Genomic DNA, 22,246 nt, shown 5'->3' on the forward strand with positions numbered 1-22,246 from the left:
AAAAAAGTTGGAGGGGTTGAGATCTTGAAGAAGAATGGGATAAGCAAGCTTTTCTTTGCCATACTGATCGTGCTGTCAACGGTTTTGCCAAATGCAGCCGCTGCAAAAGCAGAAGGGACAATATCGGTAATGGAAGCGATTAATAATAACAGTGGAACGGCGACGGTGAAGGGATACATCGTCGGTACGGCTAAAAGCGGTACAAGCTATCAACAAACATCGCCTTTTACTGAAAGTACGAATATAGGTATTGCGGATAGTCCGGATGAAACGGATGTTAAGAAAATCATGCCTGTTCAGCTTCCAGCCGGAAATATCCGAACGGCTTTGAATTTGGTCGAACATCCGGAATTACTCAAAGCGCAGGTGACAATTACGGGGAAGCTGGAAAAGTACTTTTCAGTACCCGGTCTGAAATCCGCAACGGATTACACGATCATCACTGATGGGGGAACAACTCCTGAACAGCCTGATGTGAAGGTTCTGGACTCCATTGCCGAGGCACGCACGAATACTGAAGATGTAGTGCAGGTCGATGGGGTGGTCACCACGGGGCTTGGTTATTGGGGAGGAAAAGGCTTTTATATCCAAGATGAAACGGCTGGACTATATGTTTATGGTTCTTCGTGGCCTGCGGATGTAAAGCAAGGGGATAAGGTTACTTTAATCGGAAAAGTATCCGCTTATAATAAGGAATTACAAATCCAACCAACCTCCCTTAAAGTGGTTTCTTCTGGGAATGAACTTCCTGAAATCCAAAAAATTGATGCATCTGGCGTCAATGAGGAAACACAGGGTGAGCTGGTAACCATTGAAAAAGCGACCATTACAGAATTGGCGGCATCGGGAACATACGGAACATTCGAATTCAAGGCGGAAGATACTGAAGGGAAATCTGTAATCGTTCGCCATGATAACCGGACCGGTTCGAGTTATGAAGATTTCCTGAATAGCTTTAAAGTAGGGGATGTCATTTCCGTAACCGGAATCGGATCGAGGTTCAATGACATGTATCAGTTGAAGCCGCGTGGTATTGAAGATTATGAACTGGTGAACAAACCAGCCGTATACGCGGATATTTTCCCTGGTACGGTAAGTGAAAATACAAAAGTATCACTTGAATCTGGTTGGCAAGAAGCGAAAATCCACTATACGCTGGATGGATCCACACCGACGTCTTCAAGTGCCTTGTACACAGAACCTATCATTTTAACGAAAGATACTGTCATCAAGGCAATCGCTGTCAATGACAAGACATCAGAAGTTTTCACATTTGCCTATACCGTTACCAAAACCAATGAAGTGAAGATTCGTGACATTCAGGGGATGAATCATTTTTCATCATATGAAAATCAACTCGTCTCAGGTGTGGAAGGTGTGGTCACTTATGTAAAAGATGCAAATAACTTTTATATCCAAGATCCCAACCCGGATAAGGACTTAACGACTTCCGAGGGAATACTAGTGTACAACAAAGCACATGGTCTAAAAGCGGGAGATCATATCAAAGTGGCAGGTAAAGTCGTCGAGTGGTATATCGAAGGATACACTGAAATGAAAACGACTGATCTGCCAACAACTGAATTGACTAATACGACTATTGAAAAGCTTGGCACTGCAGCGATACCAGAACCAATCGTCATTGGAAAAGATGTCATTCCGCCGTCTGAGAACATAGATGATGATAGATTGACAGACTTTAATCCGAGCGAAGACGGCATTGATTTCTACGAGAGTCTGGAAGGAATGCTCGTGCAAGTATATAACCCGAAAGTGGTTGCTCCTCAAGACTATGGTGAATTGGTCGTGATTCCAGGGAATATGGAAACGACGACTGCAGTTGGAGGCGTCAAAATAACAGAAACGGATTTCAATCCTGAAAGAATTACCCTGGATATAAATGATGAATCATTTGCAGCGAAAACGGGTGATTTCTTTGAAGGCTCGGTTACGGGTGTCATCAGCTATGGATATAGCAACTATAGGGTAGTGACGGATAAAGCTCAGCTGCCGGCGTTAAAGGATGGCGGTACGGCTCGGGAAGTGACATCTTTAGAGAAGGATGCTGATAAGTTATCGATCGCTTCCTATAATATAGAGAATTTCTCCACTCAAACCGCTAATTCTAAAGTTGAAACGATCGCAACATCCATCATTACCAATCTTAAACAACCCGATATCATCGGCGTAACGGAAATGCAAGATAATGATGGGGCAACAGATAGCGGGACAACGGATTCTGCTCAAAGTGCCAAGAAGTTAACCGACAAAATAAAAGAGCTGGGCGGACCGCAATATCAATTCATCGATATCGCTCCAGAAGATAAACTTGATGGCGGGGCACCCGGCGGGAATATCCGTGTAGGCTTTTTATATAATGTGGACCGTGTCAAATTGACTGAAGGAACGAAAGGAACGGCAACACAGTCCGTGGCTTTCAAAGATGGAAAACTTACCTTGAACCCTGGACGAATCGAGCCTACCGATCCCGCCTTCACTTCAAGCAGGAAGCCTTTAGCCGCTCAATTCGAATTTAAAGGCGAAAGCGTAGTGGTGGTGGCCAATCATTTTAATTCCAAGGGCGGTGACCAGCCATTATTCGGCAAAAACCAGCCTCCTTTCCTTTCTAGTGAAACGCAAAGGCTTCAGATTGCCTCCATCGTCAATCGGTTTGTCAGTGATATCAAGTCACAGGATGCCAAAGCGAATATCGTCTTGCTTGGAGACTTTAATGATTTTGAATTTTCGGCACCGCTTAAAACATTAAAGGGCAAAGATCTAACAAATATGATCGAGAAAGTCCCTTTTGAAAAACGTTATTCTTACACATATCAAGGCAATTCACAAGTACTGGACCATATCCTGGTATCGAATAATATGGCCGCGGCCACGAAAGTCGATATTGTCCATATTAACTCATCCTTCATGGAAGTTCAGGGAAGAGCAAGCGATCATGACCCTGTATTGATTTCAACCTCGTTATCTGAATCAGGTGGTGTTGAACCTCCTGCTCCAGAAAAAACGTATCATGTAACAAACGTTAAAACAAAAAGACTAACGATTGCTTCACCTAGTGTTTTGATCGATCTTGACGAAACATCCAACATCGAAGAAGGTATCTGGTTAAAAGGTTCATATGCTGTACTCAAAGGCCTTGGGCTGAAGAATGCAGCTGTGACGATAAAACCGGATAAGGAGGGCGCAATCATTGATTTTGGAGGCATGGCGGTGAAGGAAGTCATCATTGACAACGCCAATGTAAAAGAAATCAGGGGCGCTGAAAACGTTCAGAAATGGTCGGTAACAGAAGGTGTCGACACATCGAATATCAAGTTTGTCAATTCGAAAGGGGAAGCAATTGCTTCCCCTTTCGACCCTAAAGAAAATCATCCGCCCGTTGTAACGAAAAAACTGGAAAATCTTGAAGTGAAAGCCGGTTCCAAGGTCACCATCGATTTGAGTGAGCACTTCTCAGATCCAGATGGAGATAAGCTGACCTTTTCATCCACTATCGGTACAGTCACAGGCCAGACATTAACCCTTCCTGCAAATGAAGCTGGAACATACCTTGTCGCAGTCAAGGCCGAGGACCAGCTATCAGAAGTGGTTGCTCGTTTCACGTTGACCGTATCGAATGATAAGCCGCTTGAAGCTTATTACGAAACGGCGGCAGGAAAAACGGGAACGGAATTGAAATCGGTTCTGAACTCGATAATTAAGGGGCATACGATGTTAACTTATGATCAAGTGTGGAATGCCCTTAAAGAAACGGATGAAGACCCGGTGAACAAACAGAATGTCATCTTGCTTTACTCTGGAAAATCCATCTCGAAGAACGCGAATGGGGGCAATACCGGACAATGGAACCGCGAACATGTTTGGGCAAAGTCCCACGGTGATTTTGGGACAAGCAAAGGTCCCGGGACAGACCTTCATCACCTCCGTCCCGCTGATGTGACAGTGAATGGTAAACGGGGCCACCTTGATTTCGACGAGGGCGGTCAAACATATAGTGGATGTGAATGTAAGTTTGATTCAGATTCATGGGAGCCGCCAGATCATGTTAAAGGCGATATAGCAAGGATGTTATTTTACATGGCCGTCCGGTATGAAGGAAATGGAGAGTTGGATCTTGAATTATCCGATACAGTCAATACGTATCCGAAGCCGCTTCATGGAAAGCTATCGACACTTTTGAAATGGAATGATCTCGATCCAGTCGACGATTTCGAGAGCCATCGCAATGATGTCATTTATGACTGGCAAAATAACCGCAACCCATTCATCGACCATCCTGAATGGGCATCCGAAATTTGGGGTGCAGCTAAATCCATCGATGAGAAAAAAGCGAGTTAAATCGGAGATAGAAGGGGAAAGCAGCCTGATGGCTGCTTTTCTCATGCTCTTCTACAAATATAATCATCGAAAGTTAATTATCTTAAAATACTGAAAAATCAAATATTGATTTCGCGTTAAAGAATAAAAATTTTGGTAGGTATGTTATGTAATATATGTTAATATGGGATATCAATGAAAGGGTTTTCATTGCAGGAATGATAAAAATATTTTAATATAGTAATTATGCCGCTTTTTGATATTCATTCACCCTTAAAAGACGGTTAAAAAATATATTGCCAGAAAAGGGGCATTACACAATGAAATACAGATCTGCATTCGATATAATCGGTCCCGTCATGATTGGACCTTCAAGCTCACATACAGCAGGAGCTGCCAGAATTGGCAGAGTAGCAAGGACATTATTCGGAAAGCAACCGAAGAAAGCCATTATTTCTTTATATGGTTCTTTTGCAAAAACATACAGGGGACACGGTACGGATGTCGCTGTCGTAGGCGGGATATTGGATTTCGATACGGATGATGAACGAATCCCTGCCTCTTTAACGATAGCGGAAGAAGCCGGTATGGAAGTTTCCTTTACAATCGAGGATACTGTGACGGATCATCCTAATACAGTCAAAATCAGACTGTTCGACGAAGATAAAGAATTAGAACTTGTTGGGATCTCGATTGGCGGCGGAACGATAGAAATAACGGAGTTGAATACGTTCAAGCTTAAATTGTCAGGTGAAAATCCAGCCATTTTAGTCGTGCATAACGATGTGTTTGGAATAATTTCTTCCGTTTCGACAGTGTTGGCTAATCATGAGATTAACGTTGGACATATGGAAGTTTCACGAAAAGATAAAGGTCAAATGGCCCTTATGGTGATTGAAGTCGATCAGAAAATCAAGGGCGATGTCATGAAGGAAATTGAAGGATTGGAAAACGTGTCGCAAGTCATAAGGATGGTTGAATGATAATCATTAAAAGTGTTGGCATAGATATGGAGGTAAAAACATGTTCCGAAATGTAGCAGAGTTGGTTGAACTTGCTGAAAGTAAAAATGTAAAAATCGCGGAGATCATGATTTTACAAGAAATGGAGTTCTCAAGCCTGTCGAGAGAACAGATCATTGAAAAGATGGACAGGAATTTGACCGTGATGGAACAAGCGGTGGAAAGAGGTCTGAAAGGTGTGCAATCCGTTACAGGCCTAACGGGCGGAGATGCCGTTCTTTTGCAAAATTATATCAAGTCGGGCAAGGCACTCGCAGGCGATTTATTATTGGATGCCGTCAGTAAAGCTGTTGCGACGAACGAAGTGAATGCTGCAATGGGAATGATTTGTGCCACTCCGACTGCAGGTTCTGCGGGCGTTGTTCCCGGTACATTATTTGCCGTGAAAGAAAAATTAAACCCGACCCGAGCAGAGATGATTGAATTTCTTTTCACTTCCGCTGCCTTCGGATTCGTGGTTGCAAACAATGCTTCCATTTCTGGAGCGGCTGGTGGCTGCCAAGCAGAAGTGGGCTCGGCAAGTGGAATGGCCGCAGCTGCGATAGTAGAACTGGCCGGCGGTACACCAAGCCAAGCTGCAGAAGCGATGGCGATCACATTGAAAAATATGCTTGGATTGGTTTGTGATCCAGTGGCAGGATTGGTTGAAGTTCCTTGCGTGAAACGTAACGCAATGGGTGCATCCAACGCAATAACGGCAGCTGATATGGCACTTGCAGGCATTACGAGCCGCATTCCATGTGACGAAGTTATCGATGCCATGTATAAAATAGGTTTGACCATGCCAGTTGCACTTCGTGAAACGGCAGAAGGCGGCCTGGCTGCGACTCCTACTGGGCGTAGATTGGCAAAGGAAATTTTCGGTTCATATAAATAAACTTTCAATCCCATTAACATCAGGTTTGTTAATGGGATTTTTAATTTGTCTTAAAAAATCAACTCCAACCCCATAAACCTGCTCATTTTTGTACATGAAAAAAGGGATTTAGAGGAAGATGGAGGAATTTGGCGTTTATGTACACGGAGATAGAAACAGCTGTTGAAAAATCTGAATTATCAGTGAATATGGAACCACAGCAACTTTGTGAGTTATCACTTTCAATGATAAGATGAGTACGAAATTCACTATGGGAAGGATTGATTCTTCATTAATTTTCTCGAATTAACGTACACGTCGGCAATGGAAAAAGCGATGTTTCAGGCTCATGGAATCGGCTATGCACTATATGCTCAAAAACTGGAGCAACGTATGATGGTTGAACAAGAACGGGAACAGGATTATCTACAGGGCAGGCGTATTTCTGAGGAGATGAGAGCCAATCTTTTTTTAGGGAGTTAATTTCGAAGTTATCGAATAACATAAAACGAAAAAATCATGAACAAGCGAAAGAGCAATCAAAAAGATTGCTCTTTTTGTCCTGCTCTAAAAGGTAATTTTTCCATTTAAAAGAAGGAAACAACACTTTTAAATAGAATGTACGTTGATGAAGAGGAGGATGATCTTGGTGAAGAGAAGAGCATTACTGGTTTCTGCATTATCGGGATATGAAGAGGAAATTGGGCGGTGGCTATGGTGTTTAGAAGATGTTCGCCGTACGCTTATATCGGAATTGACTGGAATCAGCCAAAATATACTCGATTCGAAAATCGATGAAAGGCAAACGATTGGCTCGATATTATATCACATAGCGCTGATAGAGGCAGATTGGTTATACGAGGAGGTCCTTGTTACGGAATGGGATTCGGAAATATCCGCCTTGTTTCCATTAGGATGCCGTGCTGAAGATGGCTCCCTAAGCCACATTGAAGGACAAACATTAGAAGAACACTTCTACCGTCTCAATAAGGTACGTGAAGTATTTCTTTCAAACTTTCGCACAATGGACCTAACGGATTGGCGAAAACCGAGGGTACTTGAACAATATGACGTCACACCTGAATGGGTCGTTTATCATTTGATTGAACATGAATCACATCATAGGGGTCAGATTTTTCAATTGCTGAAGAAATTACGGAATGAATGAAGAACGCTTTTCCCGCAGGAGTCTCGTACACCAACAGGAGTTTGCTTTGATGCGGCTTGGCAGACAGTCGGAGAAAGGGAGCGGATTTCTGAAATCAACTGAACGTTTATAAAAGAAAAAAACTGTAGGCAAACTCGCTTTTCTTCGAGTTTGTCTACAGTCAATTATGTCTGAACTGATTTATATCATTAATCTATTTGGTGATTATGACCGAATTTCGACCGTAAGACGCTGCTGGCATACCCAATGAATCCTCCAACAATGGCAGGGATGATCCATCCTAGTCCTGCCTCATACATAGGAAGTATTGCAGTGAAGAAATCATTGATGAATGAAATGTGTACACCTGCTCCATTTAATCCATCGAATAAACTGACGATGAATGTTAAAAGTAAACTGCCTTGATAAACTTCAGGTCTTCCTTTAAATAAGGAATGAAGAAATGTTAAGAAGATCAAAACAATGGCTAATGGATAAATGGCTGTCATAACAGGTACTGAAATGGCGATTAACTCGGTTAGTCCAATATTGGCAATTATTGCACTGAATATGGATAAACTTATGGCAATTGTTTTGTAAGGCAGATTTGGAAATAGCTTATGGAAGTATGTCGAGCAAGATGTAATGAGTCCTACGCTTGTCGTTATGCAAGCCACTGTGATCATTAATCCTAATAATAGCCCACCATATGCTCCAAAGTAATAATCCGAGACTTTTGCCAAGACAATGCCTCCATTATCCAAGCGTCCAAGTTCCCCAACGCTTGAAGCACCCATATAAGAGAGAGCTGTATAAATAGTAGCAAGGATAACGGCCGCAATGGCAGTCGCTTTTCCACAAACGATCATTATTTGTTTTTTTGTTTTAGCACCTTTTTCTTTGATGGCATTAATGATGATGATGCCAAAAACAAAAGATGCAAGAGTATCCATCGTTAAATATCCTTCTCTGAACCCATTGAAAAATGGTTGAACCATATAGTGCTCGGCAGGTGCTTGAAAATCTCCAATTGGATTAACGAAAGCGACTACCACCAGGATACCAATGAACGTCAACTTGATGGGTGTTAAAACTTTCCCCACAATTTCGACAATTTTCGCAGGATTGAGCGAAAGAAGGCACGAAACTGTAAAAAAGATGATAGTGAAGATAAGTAAAGGCAATGGACCTGAATCTTCAGGCAAAAAAGGTTTTACACCGATCTCAAAAGAAACGTTTCCTGTTCTAGGCATTGCGAATAATGGACCAATGGCTAAATAAAGAACGGTTGTGAATACAATACCAAAGACTGGATGGACACGGCTCGCTAATGATTGTAAGTCATCTTTTCCAGAAAAACCGAGTGCCAGCACACCAAGTAACGGTAGTCCTACTCCTGTGACCAAAAACCCTGCATTAGCTGACCAGACATTTGTACCTGCTGATTGACCAAGCATCGGCGGGAAAATTAAATTCCCTGCCCCAAAGAAAAGGGCAAATAACATGAACCCAATCACTACTATAAATGAAGATGGTACCTTATTAGACAAAATAAACCCTCCGAAAAAACCAAAATTTGCTATTTTAGAAAATTATTAAATTTTCTAAAAATTAAATATACACTAATACTAAGACCGTACAGTATTATATCTAAATTAAATTGATATTTCAATATATTTTTGTTTTTTTATTATTTACCCTGATGATCAGTGATCCGCCCTTACCTTATTTTGAACATATAAAAGCTGCTCATACTAATGAAATTCATTTTTGAACAAATGAAATTTAAACGGAAATGAGGGTGCAAAAATTAAAAATTTTCTTAGCTTTTTGTTGTTTATCGCAGTGTTTTTATGTACAGGTGCATGTAACAAGGAAGTGGTCAAAGAAAACGGTGAAATGACAGAGAGGAGCCCTGTTAAAGAGGGAAATGTGGTCAAATTGGGAGAGGCAGAAAAATTATTTAAAGGCTATTATATTGCACGATATACCATTAAAGATCCAGCCAATCCTCCAACCTTTGATGAAATTGCAGGTAATATTAAAAGATATTTATCAGAAGATGAATATAATGCCCAAATTCTTAACCGTTTTTATTCAATGCCTTCACTGGTAGCCAAAGAAATCAATAAAAGCATCGAAGTGCAAAGTGTGAAGCTTGAAGAACAAAGCATAAATGAAGATGGCACAGTAGATTACATATACACAACTGTATTTAAGATTTATGACGAGAATTCATCCAAGCTTTATGAGAAAGAAGGAGAGATCACGATAACCATCATAGATAATGAATTAAAAGTCACCCGTGATTGGAGCAGAGGGATAAAAATTGATGGTTTAGACGGCGGACTTTAATTGAATTTTGCTGTCAATTTGGAACAGTGGAAATTAAGGCGGTGTTTTATAATGGGAGTATTTTTTGAAAAAATACTGGGATTGTTCTTTGAAAAACGGAAACAAAGCAAAAAAGATTTTTTCTTAATAATTTTCATATTCGCGCTTTCTATATTTAATATGGTTGAATATATCACGGATATGGACTTATTTTGGTTATCTGACATTGTATTAATTGGAATCATTGTTCTATCGGCATCCATATATTTTGAAGGAAAAAGAAACAGGGAAAATGATAATTAAACTACGGTTTTTGTTGAGCTGGCGTTAGGCTAACTGTGGTTGGTTAATCAATAAAGTGAAAATAATGGCATCAATATAACACACATGTCCATTCATTGTATTAAATAAGGGACAATTTAGCTGTTATAAGTGAGTTTAAAATATCGATCTGGGGATGAATAACACGAATGCTAAGATGGGGTTTTATGGGCCTTAGATGTAGTTTCCGTAGAAACAATAATTTATTTCCTGGCCTAAATAAATCACCTAATTAAAATTGGCATGTTTAATGCAAGTATAATTAAAATGAATTGTCTTAACTAATCTTTAGGTAAACTTTTTGAAAGATCGGGGAGAGCGAACATGTTAATTTCTTTATTTATTGAAAAAGGCTTGGATAAGGAATGGGCAGAAATGCTATTGTATGCCCGGGAGCTAAGGATACCTATTAGAGAATTCTTGAATCAATCGCAATCTTTGAGACCTGAATAAGGTCTTTTTTTTATTTCATTTTAAAAAACGTCAGAATAAGGGGAAGAAGGCATATTACACAATTTCACTCGAATTGTGCACTAACGCACGAATCGTAGTCAATTGGTCATTGAAGATATCCTGTTCCTGTTTATAATGTTACACAGATGCTCCTTATTGCACATGTATGCAGTTTCTTTTTGGGGCATCGAATTCATTACAAAAAAGGGGAAAAAACATGAAAAAATCAGTAACGTTTAAAAATGGTCAATTAAAGATGGTAGGGAACCTTTATTTACCAGATAGATTTGACGAAAGCAAAAAATATTCTGGGATTGTTGTTATACATCCTGGTGGTGGAGTAAAAGAACAGACTGCAGGGTTATATGCACAAAAGCTTTCTGACAATGGTTTTGTTGCGTTAGCATATGACGCATCTCATCAGGGAGAGAGCGAAGGAGAACCACGTTTGCTTGAAGATCCGAATGCCAGAGTAGAAGATGTGCGTTGTACGGTGGATTATTTGACAACTCTTCCGTATATTGATCAAGAAAAAATTGGAGCACTTGGTATTTGTGCGGGTGGCGGTTATGCCGTAGCTACAGCTCAAACTGAACGCCGCATCAAAACTGTAGCGACTGTGAGTGCGGTGGACATCGGTGCTATGTTCCGAGGAGAAGGTAGCATTGAAACACAATTGCAAACACTTGAGGCTGTTGCTAAGCAGCGTACTGCAGAAGCAAATGGAACAGAAGCGCATTTCCTTACTTATGCACCTGATACGCTTGAAGAAATTGATGAAAATACACCTGTGCTAATGCGTGAAGCTTTTGACTACTATAGAACGCCTAGAGCACAGCACCCTAATTCTCCAAATCGATTCCTATTTACAAGCGTTGACAAACTCATGGCATTCTCGGCATCAAGCCAAATTAGCACAAACCTGACTCAACCTATGTTATTCATTGTAGGAACCGAGGCCGACACACGCGGTTACAGCGAACAATTCCATGAATTGTCGAATGGACCAAAGGAATTGTTCTGGGTTGAGGGTGCAACGCATATTGCTATGTATGATATCCCAGAATATGTAGATCAAGCTGTAACTAAGTTAACAGAGTACTTTGGCAAGAATCTTTAAGAAATAAGAAAATAGCATCCAATATGTTTTAAAAAAACAGAAGCTTGGTATCATTAAGAATAAAGCCGTTTTCCCAGTACTTTCAGGAAAACGGCTGTACCTTATAGCACAAGGTTTTTCAAGAAAGTTTGGTGACTCTCACAATGTCTATCATAGATAGAAGAATACTCAAATCTCAGGAAGCAATAAAAAAAGCTTTTATTGAACTGATGTCTGAAAAGAATTTTGATCAGATTACGATACAGGATATTGCCGACAAAGCGAATGTTGGCCGAAGAACCATTTACTCTCATTACCTGGATAAATATGATCTGCTCGATAAGCTCATTGAAGAGCATATTAAAGAGCTAAGAAAACTTTGTGAATCCTCAGCTGAATTGAGTTTTACAGATGCTCTTCTCATTTGGTTTGAATACTTTGAAAGTCATTATTCCTTCTTTTCAACCATGTTGGCAGACAAAGGGGCACCTTTTTTTCGCAGTCGCTTTCTTGAGCTTGTCATCGAAGAAGTACAGAATGAAGTAGATGTAAACAAAGGGAAAAATCAAGGATTAAGTAAAGATGTTATCATTCAATTTTTTGGAGTAGCTATTGTAGGGATAGTAGAATCTTATTTCACGAATGGAATACCTGATCCGCCTCAAGTCTTGGCAGAACAAGTGGGAATTTTGTTAGAGAGGAATTTATAATATTAGGCGTGTCTGCAGAACCGGGACGCCTTTTTTCTCTTAAGCTAATGGGTGCTTTATTTCAATAAGGGAGTTGCTTTTGCAGCTCTTTTTCTTATGGAGCTAAAGGGGCAGTTTAGTGTAACAAGAATAGGTGGCTTTACTTTAATCAAAAGATGGAGTTGATATACAATAAAAAATAGTTTGACTTTTTTTACAACTATGTTTATATTTGGTTTAATACTAACTACCGTTAGTTAATATAGTACGAAAAGTAGGTGTTAGAAATAAAAAGTAATCTAATGAATTATTGGTTGTAAGCGATTACACTACTTGTTTGTAAAATTTGTATGAAAAGATTTTTATTTAAAACCAGGAGATGATACTTATGAAATATCCACTTACACCAGATGTAAAGCCAGAGTTTTGTACAACGGGAACTTTTATGCGTTTACCTTCTCAAAAGCATGATGCGAAGCTAGCAATTGTAGGTATGCCTTTTGATACAGCGGCTTCTTTTCGGGTGGGAGCCAGGTTTGCTCCTCAAGCCATTCGCCAAGCATCCATGACCTTGTTTCCTTATCATCCGATTCATAAGGTATATCCTTTTGAACAAATGAATGCAATTGATATTGGTGATATCCCGGTTATTCCTCATAATATTCATCGAAGCTATGATTTAATGAAGGAATCCATATATGAATTGATGTCCAAAGGAGTCATACCTATTGGATTAGGGGGAGATCATTCTGTTACTTTAGCTAGTTTACGCGCTGCGGCAAAGGTATATGGCCCTGTAGCCATGATTCATTTTGATTCCCATACAGATACTTGGGATACATATTATGAGGAAAAATATTGGCATGGATCTCCTTTTATTCGTGCACACGAAGAAGGTTTGCTACAGACAGATAAAGTATTTCAAATAGGAATCCGAGGCACGCTTAACCACTCTGGAGATTTACAGGCAAGTCATGATTTAGGTTATCGTTTGATTACAACTAGTGAACTTTCTGATCGGGGATTTGAAGATGTTTTGAAAGAGATTAGAAAGACTATTGGTAACACTCCTTGTTTCTTGACATTTGATATAGATTTCGTTGATCCTTCTTTTGCTCCGGGAACAGGTACACCTGAAGCAGGTGGTTTTAGCAGCTTTGAAACTCTAAAAATGATACGTTCTCTAACTGAATTTAATTTTATAGGATATGATGTGGTTGAAGTGCTACCTTCATATGATCCAAGTCAAATTACTTCACTTTTAGCAGCGACACTTGTACATGAATTTGCCAGCCTTGCAGCATTAAGTACGAAAGAAGATATTTAATAATCACTTTAATTTAAAATCAGTCATTACATTTAATAAAGGAGGTAGCTCTTTGCGATGAAAGGATTACCCGAGCTTAAGCGTTCACTAAATACAAGATATGTTATTGTATTTGGACTTTCCTTTATGGCGCCTGTGACAGTCTTTAGCACATATGGTATCGCTATTGATCGTACCCATGGAATGGTTCCGACAGCATACATAATTGCTTTAATTGTTATGCTATTCACTTCATATAGTTACGCAAAAATGGTTCAGGTATATCCCACTACCGGTTCAGCTTATACCTTTGTGCAGAAAGGAATTAATTCACACCTTGGTTTTCTGGTAGGATGGGTAATTTTATTGGATTATCTTTTCAGTCCTATGATCAGTGCTTTACTTTTTGGGATTATGGTGAATGCTTACTTCCCTGGTATTCCAATCATTGCAGTTATTATTTCTTTTATTATAGCTGTGACTATTATTAATATTTTTGGGATTAAAGTTGCTGCAAATGTAAATACCTTTTTGGTAATGTTTCAATTTCTTTTTATTATTATTTTCAGCCTGCTTTGCATTAATGGACTTTTAGCAGGAAAAGGTACAGGAGAGTTGTTTTCTATGGATCCTTTTTTTAGTCCTGACGTGAATTTTAATAATCTACTCTCAATTGTACCTCTATTATGTTTCAGTTTTCTAGGGTTTGATGCGGTTACTACACTAGCTGAAGAAACCAAAGATCCAAAAAAAACACTTCCCAAAGCGATTTATGCTACGACATTAATTGGAGGGTTATTATTTATTGCATCTACCTATTTTGCACAATCCATTTTCCCGAATTTCACTTCTTTTAAGAACCCTGATACAGCTATAGTGGATATCATGATTTATACCGGAGGTAATTTTCTGAATAGTTTGTTTATTTCTGTGGTAGTGACAGCTGCTACTGCTTCTGCTATAGCTTCAGGAGGAAGTGGAGCTAGGATTTTATATGCAATGGGGAGAGATAATGTTCTGCCTAAGAGGATTTTCGGATATGTTTCTCCAAAATTTCAAACGCCCATATTCAATATCTTGATCATTGCTTGTGTTGCTATGAGTGCTGTATTTTTGGATATAGCAACAGCTACTTCTTTCATTAACTTTGGTGCACTGTTTGCTTTTACATTCGTTAATCTTTCTGTGCTTATCCATTATTTTGTGAGGCAGAAGCAGAGATCGCCTAAAAGTATCATTTTATATTTACTTCTTCCCTTAATAGGCACTGGTATAACTATATTGTTTATGACAAAGTTAGATATTCATTCTTTAGTATTAGGAATTACTTGGTTGGCAGTAGGGTTCATTTACTTATTGTACTTAACAAAAATGTTTAAGGAACGTCCTCCTGAATTGAATTTTGAAGAGCAAAAAGAAGAGTTCGATGTAAAACTAGTGCAATGATCAGTTACTGTTTTATTAATTTGAATGAAAAGAGGTAACTCCTATGGCTATTAAAAAAGCGGATATTGTTCTTTCTAGTGATGCTATTTTCACAGGGCTTACACATGAGCCAACATCTGGTGCAATTGCTATCTTAGGTAACAAAATTATGAGTGTAGGATCAAAAGCAGAGATTGAACCTTTTATAGGAAATGAGACAAAAGTATTTAACTATGGAAATCAATTAATTATGCCTGGGTTTCATGATTTTCATCTCCACATTATGTTTAGTGCACTAAGTTTAAATAGTGTTAACTTATTTGAAGCCAGGTCAGCTCAAGAAGTAGCTGCAAAAGTACTGGAATTTTCTAAAGATTGTTCTGAGGAAGAATGGATTATAGGTATGCAATGGGACGCAGGTTATTGGCATGATAAACAAGAACCCCATTATAAAATACTTGACGCTGTTATTCCAGATCGTCCTGTTGTTCTTTTTCATGCTGAAGGTCATTATACATGGGTAAACAGTAAAGCTATGGATTTAGCAGGAGTTACAGAGGATATACGTGATCCGGATTTTGGTCGTTATGAAAGAGATAAAGATGGTTTACTCACTGGAATTTTCTATGAAGAAGCTCAACAAATAGTTTTAAAAGAGGCATTACGGTTAACACAAAATAAAAAAGAAACGATATTAAAAAAGTTTTTACAATTATTATCCCAATATGGAATAACTTCTGTAAACGATTTGTATGCTCCAATAGATGACTTTCTTCAAGACTATGACCTTTTTGAGAAATTGGATAAGCAAGGAGAATTAACGACTAGATTTCATATCACTCCTGAATTAGATGGCAATTTGGATAAAGCTCAAATACTGAGAAATGAATATGAATCAAAGAAACTTCAATTCTCAGGATTAAAGCAATTTGTTGATGGAACAGTCACGGGTCATACCGCTTACTTCCTAAAACCTTACTCCGATCAATTGGATATCTGTGGTCATCCAGCTCTAGATCCAGAAGTATTAATTAATCGAGTTGTTAAAGCAGATGAACTTGGATTTAGAATCAGGTTTCATGCTATTGGAGATGCGGCAATTCGTTTAGCTCTAGACGCTTTTGAAGAAGCTGTACGTAAAAATGGAAAAAGAGACTCAAGGCATACAATAGAGCATATTGAAGTAATCGATCAGGATGACATTGAACGTTTTTCAAAACTGGGAGTCATTGTCTCTATGCAACCTGATCACATGGCTGCTTCATCAAGAGAGGTATATTCATCAATTATAGGTCCTGAAAGGGAAAAAAATGTTTTCCTGACGAAGTCGCTTTTAAATTCAGGTGCATCTTTAGCTTTAGGAACAGATTTTCCGGTATCTATCTCATTAAATCCAATGCGACAAATATATACTGCAATTACAAGAGTTGATAGTAGTGGAGATCCAAAAAACACATGGCATCCTGAACAAAAACTCACTTTGGCAGAGGCATTGCAAGCATATACATATGGCTCAGCATATGGATGCTTTAGAGAGCACGAGCTAGGTACAATAGAAGAGGGGAAACTTGCTGATCTTGTGGTGTTAGACAGAAATCTTTTTGATATTCCAGAAAATGAAGTGCTCAAAACTAAAGTGGAACTTACAATAAACGATGGGAAAGTTGTGTATAAAAGCGAAGAAACTTCTTTATCCAGCATATTCTGATTCGCCTATCTTTTCGAGAAAAAGAACTATGTTCTAAGGTATCAAATCTTTAGTTTAAAAATGGAAATGAGTTTATAATGATATTAACTAACGTTAGATAGTTTGGGGGCTCATTATGACAAAAAATGAAATTAAAAACATTTCCTTAACACTTTTTACTAAGTACGGATACGAGGGAACAGCTTTATCGGAAATTGCCAAGAGGGTAGGTATACAAAAACCCTCAATATATAACCATTTCAAAAATAAGGATGACCTTTTCTTGTGTCTGTTTGAAGAAATTCTTGAAGAGCATATACACCAGGTCGAACAATTTGTCGAAGAAATAAATACACTCTCTTCTGAAGAAAAATTGAGGCACATCCTTCTTGATACTTGTAACTATTATAAAAACCATGAAGATAAAGCAACTTTTTTAAAGAGAGCAATGATCTTTCCACCAGAGCATTTGAAGCACATATTAAATGATAAATTCCTTAGATCTGAAAAATCATTTTCCTCTCTCTTACATGCTATCTTTGTAGAAGGAATTGACAAAAAAGAAATACGCCAGGTGAAAATCGAGAACTTAATCATGTCCTACCTCTGTTTGATTGATGGGGTATTCATGGAATTTTCTTATTATGGGAAAGAGGAAATGGAACCTAGAATTCAGAATATATGGGAGAATTTTTGGTATGGACTAAGTAGATGAATTTTTTCATACGTTAATACAGTTCATACTAGGGAAAACAGATTGAAGAAATTTGCGAGACTCCTGCCTTAATAACTGGTTAGTCGACAAAATCTGATCGTTGATTTCCACTCCAGGCACTCGCTTTCCGCGGGCGGTCCGCCCTCGGCGCCTCTGCGCCTGCGGGGTCTCCCCTGGACACGCTTCTCCCGCAGGAGTCTCGTACCTTACGTTCCAATCAACTTTGTTTTAAAATTTATAGAAATCCTTTTGTCGACAAACTGGTTACTTTCTCATTCCGAGCAAGTACGGTTTGACGACAAAAGGGGGTACGGAATGGTCTCATCCCGAACCATGGTTTTAAAAAAGATTTGGTTATCCTTCATGTTTTTTTACTTTTTATATGGATGAAACAACATTAGATTGAAGAAATTTGCGAGACTCCTGCCGAAATAACTGGCTAGCCAAGACCCCACAGCCGCTTGCTTTGATGCGGCTTGGCAGACAGTCGGCGGAAAGGGAGCGGATTTCTGAAATCAATTGGAACGTTTTTTTGAGGGTTTGTAATCTGATCGTCGATTTCCACTCCAGGCACTCGCCTTCCGCGGGCGGTCCGCCCTCGGCGCCTTTGCGCCTGCGGGGTCTCCCCTGGACACGCTTTTCCCGCAGGGTCTCGCACACCAGCTCCATCAACTTTGTTTTAAAATTTAATAGAACTTCTTTTGTCTACAGTTTTACTTGCTCATTCCGAGCAAGTTTTTTTATTGAAATATGAAAAATAAAAGCTATGTGAATATAAGTTTTCACATAGCTTTATCTATAAAATGAATGTTATTTTTCGTTATGAGATTAATGCTAATTTCGCTATATTCGGCGTGGTACCGCCATCTATACGGAAATCTGCACCTGTGATGTAACCCCAAATTATTTTGGAACTCCTGCCAAAAATCCTGCTTTTGAGTAAACTTACAATTCTTTTATCTTAATTCTTCTAATTAACTCTTCAAACCAATATATTGTGTGATCTGTTCTGGTCGAAAAATAGCCACCCAAAAATTCACGAATATTCTCGTTGCCTTTAGGTTCTGGCTCGAAATTCCCAAGCTCCTCCCAAATAGCCTTGATGGAATGTACTTTTTTTTCTAATATATCTACTACTTTATCCCGATCTACATACTTGATGTTAGCTAAACCAACAATCATTTCCTTAATTTCATCCGCATTTTCAAATAATTTATAGATTTTTTTGGGTAGTTCTTCGCGACCCTTAGCCGTAATCGCAAATACTTGTTTATCAGGCCGATGTTCTTCTTTTATTACTTCAACTGGCTCGACTAAACCTTGTTTTACCAATGACTCAAAATGGTAGTACAGTTTACTTTCCGTTAACCCGCCTAGGCGATCCAGTGGAATGGGTTCTGAAAGCTGCTTTTTTAATTTATAAGGATAGTTTTTATCCTCCATCAGCTTGCTCAATATAAAAATTTGAATAGACATTTTCTACGCTCCTTTAAGAAGTATTATCTCCTTATTGTAGCAAAACCTAAGCTGTGATTTCAGCCGCATTCTTTTCAACTTCTGTTTCAGAAACCTGCCCTGGCATTGGTTTTTGTATAAACGCGACAATAGCCATATTAATTAACATCGAACCGGCACCAACCGCAGCCATTGACCAAATATACGGACTTGGACTGATGCTGCCATATAGGTTTGCAAAGTACGCTTGCACCGAGTAATACATCGGTGAAATGTGGCTCATCCATTCATATGGTAAATGCATCATATCACGTGTGATAGTGGCACCATTTGCTATTGTTTGTGTTAATAAGATCGGTAAGTTTAAAATCATGCCGCCTTCACCAAATAAGAAGATTAAAACCGCGGTGAAATTAAAACATACCATATAGTTTAGTATTTGTTGACCTACTATACCGAAGAATAGGTCACCGCTTGGCTTGTCAATTAAATACGCTACACCTACAGCAATGACTGATGAAATAACTGCAATCAATAGCGCTGTTAATTGTGCATAAATGAATAAACGTGTTTTACTAGCTTTTCCACGGCTGGCTCTAAATGCACCTACTATTTGCATCGCCCCGATCATCGCCCCAACATAACCGGCCATTGTTAAGAACATAGGCAGCATATTATTATTCATGCCATCTGGTATTTCGTTGATTGTAACTACATTTCCTACATAAGATTTCTCAATCTTTTCGGCTAATTCAGCGGCTTGCTTTTCTGGTACATTAAAGTTCATCAATACGCCCTGAGCTGTTTGTTGTGAGAATTGAGTGCTTAACTGGTTATTAATTTCAGTTACGATAGCATTCATGGTAGAAGAAACGACTGTTGCCCCTGCCTCATTGATTGTAAAGTCGATGCTTGATGACGCTTCACCTTTTTGCATATTTGCAGAGAAGGTTTTTGGGATGTGTACGACTAATGCTAAATCATTTTGTTCCAATTCTTTTAAGGCTTGTTTATTGGTTATATCCGTCTCGATTTCTTTAAAGGGTAAATTTTCTTGTAACTGTTCGGCAATCATTGCCCCATTTTTACCAGCATCATCATTGATGATGGCGATCGGTAATTTATCGACATTTCCTGGAATGGCTGTATACCCAGGCAAGAAGATGCCTAGCATGACAACTGCATAGAAAATCCCCATAAAGATTGCCGCAGTTGCACCTCTTGTTTTTAAGAATGCAGTAAATTTCATATGTTGAATCCATCCTTTTGATTTAATTTCAGTATTTTACTCCATTTGAAGTACTCTAATTAGAGTAGTTTAAATCGAGTACTTTGTATTTTATTTTATTTTTTTCAAAAAGTCAATTGAAAAATTTTATGTTTTTTTATGTATATGAAAAAACTCCCAACAAAGCAGAACGTTAAATCTTCTACTTTGTTGGGAGTAACTATTACATTCTTTGAGGAAGTTACAATAAAGTTTGCTTCAAACTGCCCCGTTAGTAACATTTTTATTCTATTGAATTTTCAAAGATTTTATTGTTCGTGAAGAACTGTACTTAGCTTGGCAGATTAGCATTCCAAAAGGTTCAAAGAAGGAATACAGAGATGTGCAGTCTTCTTTTTTATCAGGTTTCGTTCTTCAAATTATCAATGTCAAAAGCATATTGTTCTATTTAACCGTGTTGAGTGCGTTTATTTTACCGTTTAATGAATCGCTTAAATTCGTAGCTATCTATTTAGCCTTAACCATTTTCCTGGGATGGATGGCATTGCTTTTGTGGTCAGGATTCGGCTCGCTGTTCAAAGATTTTTTTGCTAAACATGACAAGTCATTTCGGTTAATTATGTGTTTGTTATTGATTTACTCTGCCGGTACAATTTTTCAGTGATTCCCCAAAATGGAGCAACAGTAACTCTTACAGCTAACGGGTTTGGCTGAAGAGCGGAGCTGTCTTTATGTTTATAAACGAAGCATTCTTATTTTATAAACAATGACATTAATGCAGGCTTTTTTTCATACGATATATTTGAGGTGAAAAAATGACAAGAGTAAGTTACCGAAGTTCAGACGTTGACTTAATGGCAAGGATGATGAGGGCAGAGGCCGAAGGTGAAGGATTACAAGGAATGTTATATGTAGGAAATGTAATTGTTAATCGTGTTAAAGCAAGTTGTTTAGACTTTAAAGATTTAAGAACAATTCCACAGGTCATTTTTCATGTACAAGGAGGAAATTATTCTTTTGAAGCTGTTCAAAAAGGTAATGTATTTTATCAAAGAGCGAGAACTGCTGAAAAAAGATTAGCAAAACAGAATTTGGATTATTGGAGACAACATCCAGGGAAATATGCGCTTTGGTATTTTAATCCATATGCTCCATGCCCTCCAACATGGTACGATCAACCTTTTGCTGGTCAATTTAAAAATCATTGTTATTATGAACCAAAACCTGGAACATGTGCAAGTGTTTATACAGGTTAGGCTGTCTAGGGGCTATTATTTCATTTCAAGGAGCTGATCAGCAGCTCCTTTTTTTATGCATCAAACGGGCACTTCAACAAGGAATTGTGGAACTTATGGTAAAATAAAGGAAATGATGGATTGTTGTTTGGGGGATTTTTAGTGGAAGCTATTATATTTTTTGTTTATTTAATTATTGGGTTATTCATTCTCTATATAGTTATTGAAACAGCAGTAAGGAAAGGAATTAACAATTCAATTATTGGTCAATTTCTTGAAAAAAAGTATGGAGTTAAAGAAGATAAAAAGTCATTTCTTGATGATGATTTAGATAATGAAAATTAAACGGATTATTAAGATAAGGGATTCCTATGGAAATTTATATTACGAACCCTTTTATTAAAACAAAATCGACAAGACGACAAGAATGATTGTCCTCAAACAGGCGCTTTCCTATAACAAGGAACAGCGCTTTTATTCATTTCAATTGTGGAACAGCACACTTATTCAGCGTCTTTCCGAGGGCGACGAAATTCGGCGTAGTACACCTTCCGCTTTTCTGGTCCCGATTCAATATTTTCGATGAAAGCTGTTTTGGCTTCCTCCAGTAACAAACTATTTAATTTTCGAAGCTTTATTGGTCCCATTCCTGGCAACTTATCAGGTATATGTACTTCGAAATTCCCCTGCCGTTTATAAAAGCGAATGCACCCAAGCCCGATTCTTTCCACTTTCCCCAAGGTATATGTAAATTCAAATCGTTGCTGAATGAATGAAGATAACTCAGGCAGCCCTAAACCTTCATAGAGGGGAGGGAAGTCATGATAAACTGGAGGTTCTTTGAATGATATTGAAGAGATCTTCAAATAGATACTCCTCCTTTGGTGGAATAAAGATAGACATACGTTGACTATATTATTGTGCTAGAGGCCAATTTTT

20 protein-coding genes are annotated in these 22,246 nt (G+C 38.5%); 16 read left to right on the forward strand and 4 right to left on the reverse strand.

The window, feature by feature from the left end:
- Positions 1-24: 24 nt before the first annotated feature.
- The 5 genes from BS1321_RS27540 (at position 25) to BS1321_RS16105 (ending at position 7,381) form a co-directional block, all read left to right on the forward strand.
- Positions 25-4,356, forward strand: coding sequence for an endonuclease (locus BS1321_RS27540; RefSeq protein ID WP_069981789.1), 4,332 nt, complete (start codon positions 25-27; stop codon positions 4,354-4,356).
- Between the two features lie 299 nt (positions 4,357-4,655).
- Entirely contained in the window at positions 4,656-5,318 is a 663-nt protein-coding gene (gene sdaAB / locus BS1321_RS16095; RefSeq protein WP_063236177.1) for an L-serine ammonia-lyase, iron-sulfur-dependent subunit beta, read from the forward strand.
- 40 nt (positions 5,319-5,358) lie between these two features.
- A complete protein-coding gene (gene sdaAA, locus BS1321_RS16100; protein ID WP_063236176.1) occupies positions 5,359-6,234 on the forward strand; it encodes an L-serine ammonia-lyase, iron-sulfur-dependent, subunit alpha in 876 nt (291 codons plus the stop codon).
- A 315-nt stretch (positions 6,235-6,549) separates the two neighbouring features.
- Positions 6,550-6,696, forward strand: a complete 147-nt coding sequence (locus tag BS1321_RS28910; RefSeq protein ID WP_197281894.1) for a YuzK family famiily protein — start codon at positions 6,550-6,552, stop codon at positions 6,694-6,696.
- Positions 6,697-6,862: 166 nt separating this feature from the next.
- A complete protein-coding gene (locus BS1321_RS16105; RefSeq protein WP_063236185.1) occupies positions 6,863-7,381 on the forward strand; it encodes a DinB family protein in 519 nt (172 codons plus the stop codon).
- 188 nt (positions 7,382-7,569) lie between these two features.
- Here the strand turns inward: BS1321_RS16105 and brnQ are convergent, their stop codons facing one another.
- A complete protein-coding gene (brnQ, locus tag BS1321_RS16110) occupies positions 7,570-8,910 on the reverse strand; it encodes a branched-chain amino acid transport system II carrier protein (RefSeq protein ID WP_063236175.1) in 1,341 nt (446 codons plus the stop codon).
- A 295-nt stretch (positions 8,911-9,205) separates the two neighbouring features.
- Here brnQ and BS1321_RS16115 point away from each other — a divergent pair, with 295 nt between their 5' ends.
- The 9 genes from BS1321_RS16115 (at position 9,206) to BS1321_RS16150 (ending at position 17,389) form a co-directional block, all read left to right on the forward strand.
- Positions 9,206-9,715, forward strand: a complete 510-nt coding sequence (locus BS1321_RS16115) for a hypothetical protein (protein WP_198319679.1) — start codon at positions 9,206-9,208, stop codon at positions 9,713-9,715.
- Between the two features lie 51 nt (positions 9,716-9,766).
- The gene (locus tag BS1321_RS16120; RefSeq protein ID WP_063236173.1) at positions 9,767-9,997 is read left to right on the forward strand and encodes a hypothetical protein; all 231 of its coding nucleotides are present in this window, start codon (positions 9,767-9,769) and stop codon (positions 9,995-9,997) included.
- A 342-nt stretch (positions 9,998-10,339) separates the two neighbouring features.
- Positions 10,340-10,468 carry a hypothetical protein gene (locus BS1321_RS28520; RefSeq protein ID WP_257790324.1) on the forward strand — a complete coding sequence of 43 codons (129 nt, stop codon included), beginning with the start codon at positions 10,340-10,342 and terminating at the stop codon, positions 10,466-10,468.
- Between the two features lie 217 nt (positions 10,469-10,685).
- A complete protein-coding gene (locus BS1321_RS16125) occupies positions 10,686-11,588 on the forward strand; it encodes an alpha/beta hydrolase (protein WP_063236172.1) in 903 nt (300 codons plus the stop codon).
- 143 nt (positions 11,589-11,731) lie between these two features.
- Entirely contained in the window at positions 11,732-12,277 is a 546-nt protein-coding gene (locus BS1321_RS16130; protein ID WP_063236171.1) for a TetR/AcrR family transcriptional regulator, read from the forward strand.
- A 367-nt stretch (positions 12,278-12,644) separates the two neighbouring features.
- On the forward strand, positions 12,645-13,583 hold the full coding sequence (gene speB, locus BS1321_RS16135) for an agmatinase (RefSeq protein ID WP_063236170.1): 939 nt from the start codon (positions 12,645-12,647) through the stop codon (positions 13,581-13,583).
- 57 nt (positions 13,584-13,640) lie between these two features.
- Positions 13,641-15,008, forward strand: a complete 1,368-nt coding sequence (locus tag BS1321_RS16140) for an APC family permease (protein WP_063236169.1) — start codon at positions 13,641-13,643, stop codon at positions 15,006-15,008.
- Positions 15,009-15,051: 43 nt separating this feature from the next.
- Positions 15,052-16,695 (forward strand): amidohydrolase, encoded by a 1,644-nt coding sequence (locus BS1321_RS16145; RefSeq protein ID WP_063236168.1) that lies wholly within the window; start codon positions 15,052-15,054, stop codon positions 16,693-16,695.
- Positions 16,696-16,810: 115 nt separating this feature from the next.
- On the forward strand, positions 16,811-17,389 hold the full coding sequence (locus BS1321_RS16150; protein ID WP_063236167.1) for a TetR/AcrR family transcriptional regulator: 579 nt from the start codon (positions 16,811-16,813) through the stop codon (positions 17,387-17,389).
- Between the two features lie 945 nt (positions 17,390-18,334).
- Here the strand turns inward: BS1321_RS16150 and BS1321_RS16155 are convergent.
- Both BS1321_RS16155 and BS1321_RS16160 read right to left on the reverse strand, forming a co-directional pair.
- The gene (locus tag BS1321_RS16155) at positions 18,335-18,865 is read right to left on the reverse strand and encodes a PadR family transcriptional regulator (protein ID WP_063236166.1); all 531 of its coding nucleotides are present in this window, start codon (positions 18,863-18,865) and stop codon (positions 18,335-18,337) included.
- A 46-nt stretch (positions 18,866-18,911) separates the two neighbouring features.
- Entirely contained in the window at positions 18,912-20,093 is a 1,182-nt protein-coding gene (locus BS1321_RS16160; protein WP_063236165.1) for a YhgE/Pip domain-containing protein, read from the reverse strand.
- Between the two features lie 794 nt (positions 20,094-20,887).
- Here BS1321_RS16160 and BS1321_RS16170 point away from each other — a divergent pair.
- Both BS1321_RS16170 and BS1321_RS16175 read left to right on the forward strand, forming a co-directional pair.
- Positions 20,888-21,328: a cell wall hydrolase gene (locus tag BS1321_RS16170; RefSeq protein ID WP_063236163.1), complete on the forward strand. Its 441-nt coding sequence runs from the start codon at positions 20,888-20,890 to the stop codon at positions 21,326-21,328.
- Positions 21,329-21,469: 141 nt separating this feature from the next.
- The gene (locus BS1321_RS16175; RefSeq protein WP_063236162.1) at positions 21,470-21,652 is read left to right on the forward strand and encodes a hypothetical protein; all 183 of its coding nucleotides are present in this window, start codon (positions 21,470-21,472) and stop codon (positions 21,650-21,652) included.
- 158 nt (positions 21,653-21,810) lie between these two features.
- On the opposite strand, the gene BS1321_RS16180 is transcribed toward BS1321_RS16175, so the two are convergent.
- Positions 21,811-22,173, reverse strand: a complete 363-nt coding sequence (locus tag BS1321_RS16180; RefSeq protein ID WP_063236161.1) for a hypothetical protein — start codon at positions 22,171-22,173, stop codon at positions 21,811-21,813.
- Between the last annotated feature and the right edge of the window lie 73 nt (positions 22,174-22,246).

Origin of the sequence: Peribacillus simplex NBRC 15720 = DSM 1321 (genome assembly GCF_002243645.1) — a bacterium.
GTDB lineage: Bacteria > Bacillota > Bacilli > Bacillales > DSM-1321 > Peribacillus > Peribacillus simplex.

Coding starts and splice junctions, on each gene's coding strand:
- sdaAB (WP_063236177.1), top strand. CDS start 4,656: ATGAAATACAGATCTGCATTCGATATAATCGGTCCCGTCATGATTGGA.
- sdaAA (WP_063236176.1), top strand. CDS start 5,359: ATGTTCCGAAATGTAGCAGAGTTGGTTGAACTTGCTGAAAGTAAAAAT.
- BS1321_RS28910 (WP_197281894.1), top strand. CDS start 6,550: ATGTTTCAGGCTCATGGAATCGGCTATGCACTATATGCTCAAAAACTG.
- BS1321_RS16120 (WP_063236173.1), top strand. CDS start 9,767: ATGGGAGTATTTTTTGAAAAAATACTGGGATTGTTCTTTGAAAAACGG.
- BS1321_RS28520 (WP_257790324.1), top strand. CDS start 10,340: ATGTTAATTTCTTTATTTATTGAAAAAGGCTTGGATAAGGAATGGGCA.
- BS1321_RS16125 (WP_063236172.1), top strand. CDS start 10,686: ATGAAAAAATCAGTAACGTTTAAAAATGGTCAATTAAAGATGGTAGGG.
- BS1321_RS16130 (WP_063236171.1), top strand. CDS start 11,732: ATGTCTATCATAGATAGAAGAATACTCAAATCTCAGGAAGCAATAAAA.
- speB (WP_063236170.1), top strand. CDS start 12,645: ATGAAATATCCACTTACACCAGATGTAAAGCCAGAGTTTTGTACAACG.
- BS1321_RS16140 (WP_063236169.1), top strand. CDS start 13,641: ATGAAAGGATTACCCGAGCTTAAGCGTTCACTAAATACAAGATATGTT.
- BS1321_RS16145 (WP_063236168.1), top strand. CDS start 15,052: ATGGCTATTAAAAAAGCGGATATTGTTCTTTCTAGTGATGCTATTTTC.
- BS1321_RS16150 (WP_063236167.1), top strand. CDS start 16,811: ATGACAAAAAATGAAATTAAAAACATTTCCTTAACACTTTTTACTAAG.
- BS1321_RS16155 (WP_063236166.1), bottom strand. CDS start 18,865: ATGTCTATTCAAATTTTTATATTGAGCAAGCTGATGGAGGATAAAAAC.
- BS1321_RS16160 (WP_063236165.1), bottom strand. CDS start 20,093: ATGAAATTTACTGCATTCTTAAAAACAAGAGGTGCAACTGCGGCAATC.
- BS1321_RS16170 (WP_063236163.1), top strand. CDS start 20,888: ATGACAAGAGTAAGTTACCGAAGTTCAGACGTTGACTTAATGGCAAGG.